Source organism: Streptomyces sp. NPDC047971 (assembly GCF_040653355.1).
Lineage (GTDB): Bacteria > Actinomycetota > Actinomycetes > Streptomycetales > Streptomycetaceae > Streptomyces.
This window is the reverse complement of sequence record NZ_JBEZNW010000047.1, coordinates 1-11,933: the sequence shown is the minus strand read 5'-3', so window position 1 is coordinate 11,933 and position 11,933 is coordinate 1. Positions and strand designations below refer to the sequence as shown.

The following is an 11,933-nucleotide window of genomic DNA, read 5'->3' as shown; positions in this document are numbered from 1 at the left end:
GCCGGGTCCGGCCGTCAGTCGCCGTCGCCGTCGCCGGGACGTTCGCCGGATTCCGGCCGGATCCGCTCGGCCAGGGCCGAGAGGAACCCCACCACCGCGCCCGGACCCGGGACCGACAGATCGGCCCGGTCGCTGAGTTCGGGGACCTCGGCGGAGCCGCTGCAGACCAGCAGGCCCGGGGTGCCGTTGGAGCGGAGCTTCTCCACCGCGGCGAAGGCCGGCAGGTCGCCCAGGTCGTCGCCCGCGTAGAGGACGGATCCGGCGCCCACCTCGCGTACGTACTCCGCCAGGGCCACGCCCTTGTCCATGCCCGGCGGGCGCAGTTCGAGGACCATGCGGCCGGGCTCCAGGACGAGGCCGTGCCGGGTGGCGAGGTCGGCGAGGGGCGCCTTGAGGGCCTCGAAGGCGGCCTGGGGATCGGTGGAGCGGCGGGTGTGGACAGCGACCGCGCGGCCCTTCTCCTCGATCCAGGTGCCGGGCCAGGCGCCGACGCTGTCGAGGAAGCCGGGGAGTTCGGCGCGGACGGAGGCGACGCCCGGGTGGACGGCCGAGGCATGGACGGTGCCGGTGATCGCGTCCCAGCGTTCGGCGCCGTAGTGGCCGAGGACGACGAGGTGTTCCAGGCCGGGGACGCCGGCGAAGCCGCCGTAGCGGACGGCGACACCCGCGGGGCGTCCGGTCACCACCGCGACCGAGGCGACCTGAGGGGCGAGCGCGGAGAGCGCGGCGACGGCGCCCGCGTGGGCGCGGGCCTGTTCGGGGTCGGGGACGATCTCGGCGAGCGTCCCGTCGAAGTCGAGGGCGACGACGGCCTTGTCCGGCCGCGCGAGGAGCGCGGCGAGGCCGTCGCGGCCTGCGGGTGTGGTCGGGTGCGGAAGGCTGCTGACCATACGACGACCCTACCGACGCGGGCTCAGCGGCGCTGCTCCTTCTCGGCACGGACCCGGCGCAGCCGGTTGACGGTCACCGGGTCGTGTTCGAGTGCGCGCGGGTCGTCCAGGAGCGCGTTGAGGAGCTGGTAGTAGCGGGTCGCGGAGAGGCCGAGCTGTTCACGGACGGCTCGTTCCTTGGCGCCGGGGCCGGGCCAGGAACGGCGCTCCACGGCGAGGACGGCGCGTTCCCGGTCCCCCAGGGCGCCGCGCTGTCCCCGTTCCTCTTCGTTGGTCATACGAGCCAACTTATTCCGCGTTCTCCGCCTCCGTCGCCTCGCGGGCGAGCTTCGACAGGACGTCGGCGGGCCGCTGCCCGGGCGCGACGGCCTTGCCGATGTTCTGCTTGACGTTCTCGCTGACCTTCGCCCAGGACGTCTTGCCGACCGGCGGGAGCTGTGAGTTCGGCAGCTCCTTGAGGAACTCGCGGAGGTTCTTGTGCTCCTCCTCGCTCTGCATGCGGGAGTACGCGCTGACCGTCGGCGGCAGGAGGTCGTTGCCACCGGCGAACTTCAGCACGTTCTCGTCGCTGAAGACGAAGTCGAGGAACGCGCCGATCTCCTTGCCGTGGCCTTTCTGCTTGAAGCCCATGATCCAGTCGGCGACGCCCATGGACGCCTTGGCCTTGCCGTTGGCGCCGGGCAGTGCGACCTTGCCGACCTTGACGCCCTTCTTCTCGGCCTCCTGCATGAGCGAGGGGTGGCCGTTGAGCATCCCGACCTCACCACGCGAGAAGGCCGCGAAGGCGTCCTTCCGGTTGAGCTTGCCGGGGGCTATGGGGCCGGTGAGCTCCTTCTCGACCAGGTTCTTCTTCAGCCAGTCGAAGGTCCGGACGTTCAGGTCGGAGTCGATGCGGTAGCGGTCGCTGCTGTCGGTGTAGCCGTCGCCGCCGCTGAGCAGCCACATCATCGTCTCGGCCTGCGCCTCCTCCGGGCCGAGCGGCAGCGCGAAGGGGTAGGGGACGTCGTCGTCCTTCAGCTTCTCGGCGGCGGCGGCCAGCTCGTCCCAGGTCGTCGGGGGCTTGGTGATGCCCGCCTCGTCGAAGAGCTCCTGGTTGAAGAAGAGGAGCCGGGTGGAGGCGGCGAACGGCAGGCCGTACTGGGTGCGCCTCATCTCGCCGGCGGAGACGAGCGGGGCGAGGAAGTTGGCCTGGACGGGGATGGAGAGCAGTTCGTCGGCGGAGTAGAGCTCGCCGGCGGCGGCGTAGTCGGCGTAGGCACCGATCTGCGCGATGTCGGGGGCGTCGCCGGCCTTGACCATCTCGGCGACCTTGCGGTCGACGTCGTTCCAGGACTCGATCCGGACGTCGATCGTCACGCCGGGGTGCTCGGCCTCGTAGGCGGCGGTGAGCTCGTCCCAGTACTTCTTGGTGGTGTCGCCGCCGGTGAGGTCGTAGTCGGCGGCGACCAGGGTGAGGGTCACGTCGCCCGAGTCGGCGCCGGTGAGGCCGCAGCCGGAGAGCGCGGCGGTCAGGCCCATCGCGGCGATGGTCGCGGTCAGTCCCAGGATTCGCCGCTGCACAGCGCTGCCCCACCCTCGTTGGCTCGTCGTCGAGCTGTGATTTTCACAGGAGGGAAAGCATAAGGTCTACACCACTCGGGTATCGCTTCCGCATCGCACCCCGGGGCGCGGCACGGCCCGCCGGTAATTTGTATGCCCGCGCAACAATATCGGCCAGTGGACTAGACCTTTCGGGCGTTCACGCGCGAGACTGTTCCCGTGAGACACGTCATCGCCCTCGATGTGGGCGGCACCGGCATGAAGGCCGCCCTCGTCGGCACGGACGGCACCCTGCTCCACGAGGCACGGCGCGCCACCGGACGCGAACGCGGCCCCGAGGCCGTCGTCGAGACGATCCTCGGCTTCGCCGCCGAGCTGCGCGCCTACGGCCTGGAGCGGTACGGCGAGCCCGCCGCGGCCGCCGGCGTCGCCGTCCCCGGCATCGTCGACGCCGAGAACGGCATCGCCGTCTACGCCGCCAACCTCGGCTGGCGCGACGTCCCGATGCGCGCCCTGCTCAGCGAGCGCCTCGACGGCATCCCCGTCGCCCTCGGCCACGACGTCCGCACCGGCGGCCTCGCCGAAGGCCGCATCGGCGCGGGCAACGGCGCCGACCGCTTCCTCTTCGTGCCCCTGGGCACCGGGATCGCCGGCGCCATCGGCATCGGCGGAGCCATCGAGGCGGGCGCCCACGGCTACGCCGGCGAGATCGGCCACATCGTCGTCCGCCCCGGCGGCGCCGAGTGCGGCTGCGGCCAGCGCGGCTGCCTGGAGCGGTACGCCTCCGCCTCCGCCGTCTCCCTCGCCTGGGCCGCCGCCTCCGGCGACCCGGACGCCGACGCCGCCGACTGCGCCAAGGCCGTCGAGTCCGGCGACGCCCGGGCCGTACGGGTCTGGCAGGACGCCGTCGACGCCCTCGCGGACGGCCTGGTCACGGCGCTCACCCTGCTGGACCCCCGCACCCTCATCATCGGTGGCGGTCTCGCCGAGGCCGGGGAAACCTTGTTCACACCGCTGAGGGCCGCGGTGGAGGAACGCGTGACGTTCCAGAAGCTGCCCGCCGTCGTCCCTGCGGCCCTCGGGGACACCGCCGGATGCCTGGGCGCGGGCCTCCTCGCCTGGGACCTGCTCTCCCTCGACTCGGAGGTATCCGCCTGATGGCCGTTTCCACAGTTCTCGCCGGAGCCCGCGTGGTCCTGCCCACCGGCGTCGTCGAGAACGGACGGGTGATCGTCGAAGGCGGTCGCATCGCGGGCGCCGCGCCCGCCGACGCGCCCGCGCTCGACCTCACCGGCCACTGGGTCGTCCCCGGCTTCGTCGACATGCACAACCACGGCGGCGGCGGGGCCTCCTTCACCTCCGGCACCGTCGACGACATCCTCACCGGTGTCCACACCCACCGGCTGCACGGCACCACCACGGTCGTCGCCTCGTTCGTGACCGGCGAGATGGACTTCCTGAGCCGACGCGCCGGACTCCTCTCCGAACTGGCCGAGCAGGGCGACATCGCCGGCATCCACTTCGAGGGGCCGTTCATCTCCCCGTGCCGCAAGGGCGCCCACGACGAGTCCCTGCTGCGCGACCCCGACCCCGCCGACGTCCGCAAGCTCGTCGACGCCGCCCGCGGCCAGGCCCGGATGGTCACGCTCGCCACCGAACTCCCCGGCGGCATCGACTCCGTACGCCTGCTCGCCGAACACGGCGTGATCGCCGCGATCGGCCACACCGACGCGACGTACGAGCAGACCGTCGAGGCCATCGACGCCGGCGCCACCGTCGCCACCCACCTCTACAACGCGATGCCCGCCCTCGGCCACCGCACCCCCGGCCCGATCGCCGCGCTCCTGGAGGACGAGCGCATCACGGTCGAGCTGATCAACGACGGCACCCATCTGCACCCGGCCTCGCTGGAGCTGGCGTTCCATCACGCGGGGCCGCGGCGGGTCGCGTTCATCACCGACGCGATGGACGCGGCCGGCTTCGGCGACGGGCGGTACGCGCTCGGCCCGCTGGCCGTCGAGGTGAAGGACGGCGTCGCGCGCCTCGTCGAGGGCGGCTCCATCGCGGGCTCGACCCTCACCCTGGACCGCGCGTTCAAGCGCGCGGCGACCGTCGACGGCCTGCCCGTCGAGTCGATCGTGCAGGCCATCTCCGCCAACCCGGCCCGGCTGCTCGGCATCGACGACACGGTCGGCTCACTGGAGCCGGGCAAGGACGCCGACCTCGTCGTCCTCGACGAGAACTTCGACGTCAGGGGCGTGATGCGCAAGGGCACCTGGGTGGTTGACCCCCAAGTGGCCTGATTTCGCCGACCGTAGCGCACGGCGGTTGGTCCGGGGACTGGGCCAACCGCCTTCTGTTTGGCATGATCGGGGCGCGTTCCACGGCTGTTCCAGCAGGTCCGGCCGGTCCACGATCCATCGACGGCGTACGGGGGTTACGGCAGGTGATTCTCACAGTCACCCTCAACACGGCACTGGACCTCACCTACCGCGTCCCCGCTCTCACCCCGCACGCCTCACACCGCGTCACCCAGGTGATCGAGCGCCCCGGCGGCAAGGGCCTCAACGTCGCGCGCGTGCTCACCACCCTCGGGCACGACACGGTCGTCACCGGCTTCACGGGCGGCGCGACCGGCGAGGTCCTGCGCGCGCACCTCGCCGACCTGCCGCTGACCGACGCGCTCGTCCCGACCGCCGGGCCCACCCGTCGTACCGTCGCCGTCGTCGACACCGCGACCGGCGACACCACCCAGCTCAACGAGCCCGGCCCCACCGTCACCCCCGCCGAGTGGTCCGCGTTCACCGGCCGCTACACCGAACTGGTCGGCGGCGCCGAGGCGGTGGCCCTGTGCGGCAGCCTGCCGCCCGGCATCCACGTCGGCGCGTACGCGGAGCTGATCCGCATCGCCCGCGGCGCCGACGTCCCGGTCCTGCTCGACACCAGCGGCGAACCCCTGCGGCGCGGCATCGCGGCCCGTCCCGACTTCGTCAAGCCCAACGCGGACGAGCTCGCCCAGCTCACCGGCTCACGCGAACCGCACCGCGCCACCCGCGACGCCCGCCGCCGCGGCGCGCACACGGTCGTCTCCTCGCTCGGCCCCGAGGGAATGCTCGCCGCCACCCCGGACGGCCTGTGGCTCGCCGCCCCGCCGGCCCCGGTGCGCGGAAACCCGACCGGCGCCGGCGACTCGGCCGTCGCGGGACTGCTGTCCGGCCTCGTCGACGGGCTCGCCTGGCCGGACCGGCTGACCCGCGCGGTCGCGCTGTCGGCGGCCACGGTGCTCTCCCCGGTCGCGGGCGAGTTCGACCGGACGGCGTACGAGGAGCTGCTCACCCGGGTGAAGGTGACGGAGCAGCCCGAGGCGGCGTGACGCCCACGGCATGACGAAGGCCCCGCGGAACGAGGTTCCCCGGGGCCTTTCGCGAGCCGTACGGCTCAGATCTCGCCCTTGCTGATCTTCACCCAGTCGAAGATCACGTCGCACTGGTTGCCCGCCGCGCACGACAGCATGATCGTGTTCTGACCCTTCTCCAGCGAGACCTGGGACCAGGTGGTCTGCCAGTTCTTCTCCGGGTTCGGGTCCGAGGAGCCGATGAAGTTCTTGAGATTCATCGGGTTCGTGTTGGCCTTGCCGTTGACGGTCACGGTGGCGTTGGCGTCCTTGGCGGGGATCGCGTACCGGACATACATGCGGTACGTGCCGGCCTCGGGCACCTCGGTCTGCCAGGTCACGGAGGATCCGACCGAGTTGAACCCGGCCACGTACAGCCCGTCCGTGCCCTCGGCGCCCTTGATCTGCTTGTCGAGGGCCGCGGTGCCGCCGAGCTTGAGCGTCGCCGCGTCCTGCTGCGGCAGCGCGGCCGGGGTGTCGTCGGCGCTGGGCTTGGTGGAGGGGGTCTCCTGGACCTGCGTCGAGCCGCCGGTCGGCTTGCCGCCGGCCTTGCCGCCGTCGGTGTTCTCGTCACCGTTGTTGCTGATGACGGCGGCGGTGATTCCGATCACCACGACCGCGACGACCGCGATCGCGCCGATCAGCAGACCCTTGGTGTTGGGCCCGCGGCCGCCGCGCTGGGGCGGGAGGGGCGCCTGCCGGGTCCGCTCGCCACCGGGGTACGTCTCGGGCGCGGCGTACTGCGGGTTCGCCTGGCCGTACTGCTGGCCGCCGTAGTTCTGCTGCTGCGGCACGTGCGGCTGGCCGCCGCCGTACTGGCGCTCGCCGACCGTCCTGACCTGGTTGTACGAGGTTCTGGGGACACCCGGCTGCGCGGCCGGACCGGGGTAGCCGTAGCCACCGGCCCCGGGCGGCTGGGCACCTGCCGCCTGGCCGTCCGCGTACAGGTAGCCGAACGGATCGTCGTCCTCGGGCGTGTTCGCGCCGTCGTTACCGGCAGCCATCCCTGGTCACTCCTATCCATGCTCGCCAGCCGTCGCCGACCGGCCGAGCCTACCCCGAATGGACCACCCGCCGATCCGTCCCTTGACCGCACGGCAGGTGACCCGCGGGTAACGGAGGGGGCGCGGCAGGGGCCGACGCCGGGGAGATCCGGGCTATCCGGCGCGGCGGTGGATCTTCGAGCGGGAGCGCTTCTCTATGTACATCCGCTGGTCGGCGGAGTTCAGGACCTCTTCGACGGTCATGCCGCACTCGGCCCAGCCGATGCCGAAGCTCGCCCCGACCCTGACCGCCCGTCCGTCGACCCGGATCGGCGGAATGATGGCGTTGCGCAGCCGTACCGCGAGGTCGGCGGCGTCCGCCGAGCCGAGCCCGTCGGCGAGGACGACGAATTCGTCACCCCCGAGCCGGGCGACGGTGTCCCCGTCCCGTACGCCGGTGGTGAGGCGGCGGGCGACCTCGATGAGGACCGCGTCGCCGGTGTGGTGCCCGAAGCGGTCGTTGATCGACTTGAAGCCGTCGAGGTCGCAGAAGAGGACGGCGAGCCCCTTCGTCCCGTCGTCGACCTCGCCGCCGGCGGGCGCGACGCTGTGGACGTGGTGGTCGTACGGTCCGCCGGGGCCCGGCCCCGAGTCGAAGCCGAAGTTGTGGCCGTGCCCGTACGGGGCGTCGTAGTCGGTCTCCGGGGTGGCGTGCGGGCGCTCGCAGATCCGGGCGCTGAGCCGGGAGCGCAGTTCGGCGCTGTTGGGGAGGCCGGTGAGGGCGTCGTGCGAGGCGCGGTGGGCGAGCTGGAGTTCGTGGCGCTTGCGCTCCTCGATGTCCTCGACGTGGGTGAGGAGGAAGCGCGGGCCGTCGGCGGTGTCGGCGACGACGGAGTTGCGCAGGGAGACCCAGACGTAGGTGCCGTCGCGGCGGCCGAGGCGGAGTTCGGCGCGGCCGCCCTCGGCCGAGGTGCGGAGCAGGGTGCCTATGTCCTCGGGGTGGACGAGGTCGGCGAAGGAGTAGCGCCGCATCACGGAGGCGGGGCGGCCGAGGAGGCGGCAGAGGGCGTCGTTGGTGCGCAGGAGCCGGCCGTGCTGGTCGCCGCCCATCTCGGCGATGGCCATGCCGGAAGGGGCGTACTCGAAGGCCTGCCGGAACGACTCTTCACTGGCGCGCAGGGCCTGCTGTTCGCGTTCGAGGCGGACGAGGGCGCGCTGCATGTTGGCCCGGAGCCGGGCGTTGCTGATCGCGATCGCCGACTGGGAGGCGTACATCTGGAGGGCTTCCTGGCCCCAGGGTCCGGGGTGGCGGCCGTTGCGGGGCCGGTCGACGGAGATCACGCCGAGCAGTTCGCGTTTGGAACCGGAGGCGTACATGGGGGCGTAGAGGCGGTCGTGCGGGTGCCACTCGTCCTCGAAGCGGGGGGCGGGGCCCTCGGTGTGCCACTGCGGGACGTCGTCCTCGATGAGGACCCAGCCCTCGGTGTGCGGGATGAACCTCAGGTCGCCCCAGGCGACACCCATGGAGAGGCGGCGTTCCCAGGACTCCCGGGGACCGACGCGGCCGGTGATGAGCGCTTCGGCGGCGGGGCTGCCGGCGAAGGCGGCGACGACGAGGTCACCGTCGGGGCGTACGAGGTTGACGCAGGCCAGTTCGTAGTTCAGGCCGGCGACGATGCCGTCGGCGACGGTCTGCAGGGTGTCCGCCAGACTGCGGGCTGTATTGAGGTCGGCCACGACCTGATGCAGCTGCCGCAGGGTCGCAAGACGGACGTACGGCTCCGACTCGGTCTCCATCGCTCGCTCTCCCCGAGACCTCGACAGCAACTCCAGGGTTCTCATCGGCACTCGTGCTGCATTGTCCTTGCCACTGAATCACAGCGAGCGTTGCACCCGGTACACAGGGTCAACAAATACTGAGCTCTGTGACTCAAGTCACACCAGGTCATGAAGCGTTGCGAGAGGTGTCGGAAAGCGCTCCCGTTCTTTCGTGAACGCAAAGAGAACGGTGCGGCAACGACGGTGGGAGGCGGCTCCGGACGGTACGGGAGACGTCCCCGGCCAAAGGTCCTAGGACCGGCGAGGGGGCGCGGGCTGGTCCCCCGGCCCGATGCCGCGGGCGGGGGGCGGAGCTAGCGTGCGGAGTGTGCTGACGACGACCCCCGCCCCGCCCCCCGCCTCGGATCTGGCGATCCCTCATGCTGAGGGGGTGAGCAACGACGAGTTCCGGGCGGCCATGTCCCGCCTCGCGGCGGGCGTGGTGCTGGTGACGGCCCACGACCCGGACGACGGTCCGCGCGGGGAGGACGTCGGCATGACGGCGACCGCCTTCATGTCCGTCTCCCTCGACCCGCCGCTGGTGCTCGTCAGTCTCCGCAACGGCTCCCGCATGGACGACCTGCTGGACGAGGTCCCGGTCTGGGCGGTCTCGGTCCTCTCCGAGAGCCAGCGGCACATCGCGGGCCGGTTCGCGATGAAGGGCCGGGTGAGCGACCGGCTCCTCTTCGAGGACGTGCCGTACACCCGCGGCTCGGAGAGCGGCGCCCCGCTGGTCAGCGGCGCCCTGGCGACCCTGGAGTGCCGCACGGAGAACCGCGTGGTGGCCGGCGACCACACCCTGGTCGTCGCCCGGGTCCTGACGGCCGACTTCCCGTCCTCGGACGGCGCCCCCCTGACCTACTTCCGCGGCAAGTACCGCCGCCTGGCCTGACGAGGACTCAGCCCCAGTCGCGCCCCTGGCGGCCCCGCTTCGTCTCCGAGCGCTGCTTCTTCACCCGCAGCCGGCGTTCGTTGATGCCCCGGGGGATCTTCGTCGCCCGGCGCGGCTTCGGCGGCGGCGCCGTCGCCTCCGCGAGGAGCGCGGCGAGACGGACGGCCGCCGTCTCGCGGTTGCGCCACTGCGAGCGGTGCTCCGACGCGCGGACCGTCACGACCCCGCCGACCATGCGCGGGGCGAGCCTTTCGAGCGCGCGCGCCTTCCAGACCTCCGGCAGCGCGTCCGTCGACGCCAGGTCGAAGCGGAGCTCCACCTGCGAGTCGCTGGTGTTGACGTGCTGCCCGCCCGGCCCCGACGACCGCGAGAAACGCCACATGAGCTCGGCCTCGGGAAGCGAGACGGAGCCGCGGATGACATAGGGACCGGACATGTCATCCATGTTCCCCGGAGTGCCTCCGGCACGTCATCCTGTTTTCGCGCCGATCCCGCACCGTGGAACCGGCGAGCCGTCGCCGGCGTTATCCCGGGTGACGACATCACGAAGGTCACGAAGAAAGGCACTTCCCATGGCTGTAAGCCTCTCCAAGGGCGGCAACGTCTCCCTGACCAAGGAGGCCCCGGGCCTCACCGCCGTCACCGTGGGCCTCGGCTGGGACGTCCGTACGACCACCGGCACCGACTTCGACCTCGACGCCTCGGCCATCGGCGTCGACGGCGCGGGCAAGGTCGCCTCCGACGCGCACTTCGTCTTCTTCAACAACAAGGCCACCCCGGACCAGACCATCGTCCACACCGGTGACAACCGCACCGGCGAGGGCGGTGGCGACGACGAGCAGATCAACGTCAACCTCGCCGCGCTGCCCCCGAACGTCGACAAGATCGTCTTCCCGGTCTCCATCTACGACGCGGTGAACCGCTCGCAGAACTTCGGCCAGGTCCGCAACGCCTACATCCGCATCATCAACCAGGCCGGCGGCGCCGAGATCGCCCGCTACGACCTCTCCGAGGACGCCGCCGTCGAGACCGCCATGGTCTTCGGCGAGCTGTACCGCAACGGCGCGGAGTGGAAGTTCCGCGCGGTCGGCCAGGGCTACGCCTCCGGCCTGGAGGGCATCGCCCGCGACTTCGGCGTCAACCTCTGACGTACGCCGCGACGGCGGAGCCCCGGCGCGATCCCCGCGCCGGGGCTCCGGCGGTCCTGGCGCGTGCGGGTCAGCGCTGGCTCAGGGGCAGAGCGACATCGACGACCTGGTGGGCCGAGGGGAAGGCGCCGACGAGGGTGGCGCGTCCGTTGAGGACGTCGACCCTGTAGAAGCGCTGCCTGCCGTCGGTCGTCAGGGCGGCGAAGCCGTGATTGGAGCCGTCGGATGCCTTGTAGTAGACGTCGAATCCGGCGGACGGCCCGGCGTTCACGCCAAGGTTGCCCGTGGGTGCGAGGGTGCCGGCGTTGGCGGGCGACTGCAGCGAGACGCGGTCGTTGGCCGTGTCGATGTCGAACAGGGTCGTCGCGGTCGCCGCGTCGAGGTCGTTGTTCGTGTAGCCGGCGCCGGTGACTCCGAGGGCGGTGGCGGGCGGCATCGTGGGGTTGGTCAGAGTCCCGTCGGCGACGGTGGTCGTCGGCGCGGCGGGGTCATCGATGTTGTGACGCAGGTTCTGCCCCGTGTCGGAGATGACGCGCAGCCGGTTCGCGGCGGGGTTGAAGTCGACACCGAAGTGCCTGCCCTGGAGGGCGACGGTCAGCTGCGAGACCTTGACGGCCCTGGCTCCGCTGTTCAGCGTGTAGACCCCGCCCCGGTCACCGACGCCATAGAGCTTGCCGTTCTGTACACGGAAGTCGATTCCGACGAGCCTGCTGTCCCCGCTCAGGCCCTGGATCCGGCCGAAGGACCAGGTGTCGCCCGGGTCCGCCGTACCGAAGCCGACGAGGCGCTGGTCCGCGGTCAGGCCGACGCTGATCAGCCCGGCGTGCCGTGCGTGGCGGGACCCGAACGGGCCCGCACCGTCGGCGTCCGCCGAAGCCGAACCGGGAGTGAGCACGGAACCGCAGACTGCGGCGGCGAGGACGGCGACTGTGGCGAGACGAATGCGCACGAGGCTTCTCCGATCGGTGCACGGCCCGCGCTCGGCATGAGGCGAGTCCACCGATGCTTCGAAGCCGGCCCTCCGCAAGGATGGCCGAAACGTCGCCAATCACTCGTTGGGCCTATGCACGTCCCCCCTGTCCCGCCCACGCGTTGACCAGGGCCGGAGCACTCGCCAGGCCGGTGGCACCCGCGCGCGACACCACCGCACACAAAGGGTGTTGCAGAAGGCTTCGTTCTGGGCATTTTGCCTGTATGGGTGGGGTGTTGCGGGCTGAGCCGGTGTGGGTGGAGACGTTCACGGGCTTGCGGATGGACCGGTTCGCGAAG

Annotated in this window: 12 protein-coding genes; 5 read left to right on the top strand and 7 right to left on the bottom strand. The window is 71.7% G+C overall.

Annotated elements, in window-relative coordinates; translation table 11 throughout:
- Window positions 1-14 precede the first annotated feature (14 nt).
- The 3 genes from otsB to AB0D99_RS30925 are packed head-to-tail and all read right to left on the bottom strand — an operon-like array spanning window position 15 to window position 2,408.
- Entirely contained in the window at window positions 15-890 is an 876-nt protein-coding gene (gene otsB / locus AB0D99_RS30935) for a trehalose-phosphatase (RefSeq protein WP_362369688.1), read from the bottom strand.
- Window positions 891-913: 23 nt separating this feature from the next.
- Window positions 914-1,168, bottom strand: coding sequence for a DUF3263 domain-containing protein (locus tag AB0D99_RS30930; RefSeq protein WP_362369685.1), 255 nt, complete (start codon window positions 1,166-1,168; stop codon window positions 914-916).
- Between the two features lie 10 nt (window positions 1,169-1,178).
- Window positions 1,179-2,408, bottom strand: a complete 1,230-nt coding sequence (locus AB0D99_RS30925) for an extracellular solute-binding protein (protein ID WP_362369782.1) — start codon at window positions 2,406-2,408, stop codon at window positions 1,179-1,181.
- A gap of 240 nt (window positions 2,409-2,648) precedes the next feature.
- On the opposite strand from AB0D99_RS30925, the gene AB0D99_RS30920 reads away from it, so the two are divergent.
- The 3 genes from AB0D99_RS30920 (at window position 2,649) to AB0D99_RS30910 (ending at window position 5,802) form a co-directional block, all read left to right on the top strand.
- Entirely contained in the window at window positions 2,649-3,587 is a 939-nt protein-coding gene (locus tag AB0D99_RS30920) for an ROK family protein (RefSeq protein ID WP_362369682.1), read from the top strand.
- Window positions 3,587-4,732, top strand: coding sequence for an N-acetylglucosamine-6-phosphate deacetylase (nagA, locus tag AB0D99_RS30915; RefSeq protein WP_362369679.1), 1,146 nt, complete (start codon window positions 3,587-3,589; stop codon window positions 4,730-4,732). Before AB0D99_RS30920 ends, nagA begins: the two co-directional genes overlap by 1 nt.
- A gap of 143 nt (window positions 4,733-4,875) precedes the next feature.
- A complete protein-coding gene (locus tag AB0D99_RS30910) occupies window positions 4,876-5,802 on the top strand; it encodes a 1-phosphofructokinase family hexose kinase (protein ID WP_362369676.1) in 927 nt (308 codons plus the stop codon).
- Between the two features lie 65 nt (window positions 5,803-5,867).
- Here AB0D99_RS30910 and AB0D99_RS30905 read toward each other — a convergent pair whose 3' ends face one another.
- Together AB0D99_RS30905 and cdgB are read right to left on the bottom strand one after the other, a co-directional pair.
- Window positions 5,868-6,827: a CBM35 domain-containing protein gene (locus tag AB0D99_RS30905; protein WP_362369673.1), complete on the bottom strand. Its 960-nt coding sequence runs from the start codon at window positions 6,825-6,827 to the stop codon at window positions 5,868-5,870.
- A 153-nt stretch (window positions 6,828-6,980) separates the two neighbouring features.
- Window positions 6,981-8,603: a diguanylate cyclase CdgB gene (gene cdgB, locus AB0D99_RS30900; protein WP_362369670.1), complete on the bottom strand. Its 1,623-nt coding sequence runs from the start codon at window positions 8,601-8,603 to the stop codon at window positions 6,981-6,983.
- A 313-nt stretch (window positions 8,604-8,916) separates the two neighbouring features.
- Between cdgB and AB0D99_RS30895 the strand changes: the two genes are divergently transcribed.
- Entirely contained in the window at window positions 8,917-9,516 is a 600-nt protein-coding gene (locus tag AB0D99_RS30895; protein WP_362369667.1) for a flavin reductase family protein, read from the top strand.
- Window positions 9,517-9,523: 7 nt separating this feature from the next.
- Here AB0D99_RS30895 and arfB read toward each other — a convergent pair whose 3' ends face one another.
- A complete protein-coding gene (gene arfB, locus AB0D99_RS30890; protein ID WP_362369664.1) occupies window positions 9,524-9,961 on the bottom strand; it encodes an alternative ribosome rescue aminoacyl-tRNA hydrolase ArfB in 438 nt (145 codons plus the stop codon).
- Between the two features lie 127 nt (window positions 9,962-10,088).
- Here arfB and AB0D99_RS30885 point away from each other — a divergent pair, with 127 nt between their 5' ends.
- The gene (locus tag AB0D99_RS30885; protein WP_361960491.1) at window positions 10,089-10,664 is read left to right on the top strand and encodes a TerD family protein; all 576 of its coding nucleotides are present in this window, start codon (window positions 10,089-10,091) and stop codon (window positions 10,662-10,664) included.
- Between the two features lie 70 nt (window positions 10,665-10,734).
- Here the strand turns inward: AB0D99_RS30885 and AB0D99_RS30880 are convergent, their stop codons facing one another.
- Window positions 10,735-11,613 carry a DUF4394 domain-containing protein gene (locus tag AB0D99_RS30880; RefSeq protein WP_362369660.1) on the bottom strand — a complete coding sequence of 293 codons (879 nt, stop codon included), beginning with the start codon at window positions 11,611-11,613 and terminating at the stop codon, window positions 10,735-10,737.
- Between the last annotated feature and the right edge of the window lie 320 nt (window positions 11,614-11,933).

What these genes read in the sequence shown, in the direction of transcription:
- otsB (WP_362369688.1), bottom strand. Translation starts at nt 890, where the DNA reads ATGGTCAGCAGCCTTCCGCACCCGACCACACCCGCAGGCCGCGACGGC.
- AB0D99_RS30930 (WP_362369685.1), bottom strand. Translation starts at nt 1,168, where the DNA reads ATGACCAACGAAGAGGAACGGGGACAGCGCGGCGCCCTGGGGGACCGG.
- AB0D99_RS30925 (WP_362369782.1), bottom strand. Translation starts at nt 2,408, where the DNA reads ATGGGCCTGACCGCCGCGCTCTCCGGCTGCGGCCTCACCGGCGCCGAC.
- nagA (WP_362369679.1), top strand. Translation starts at nt 3,587, where the DNA reads ATGGCCGTTTCCACAGTTCTCGCCGGAGCCCGCGTGGTCCTGCCCACC.
- AB0D99_RS30905 (WP_362369673.1), bottom strand. Translation starts at nt 6,827, where the DNA reads ATGGCTGCCGGTAACGACGGCGCGAACACGCCCGAGGACGACGATCCG.
- cdgB (WP_362369670.1), bottom strand. Translation starts at nt 8,603, where the DNA reads ATGGAGACCGAGTCGGAGCCGTACGTCCGTCTTGCGACCCTGCGGCAG.
- AB0D99_RS30895 (WP_362369667.1), top strand. Translation starts at nt 8,917, where the DNA reads ATGCCGCGGGCGGGGGGCGGAGCTAGCGTGCGGAGTGTGCTGACGACG.
- arfB (WP_362369664.1), bottom strand. Translation starts at nt 9,961, where the DNA reads ATGGATGACATGTCCGGTCCCTATGTCATCCGCGGCTCCGTCTCGCTT.
- AB0D99_RS30885 (WP_361960491.1), top strand. Translation starts at nt 10,089, where the DNA reads ATGGCTGTAAGCCTCTCCAAGGGCGGCAACGTCTCCCTGACCAAGGAG.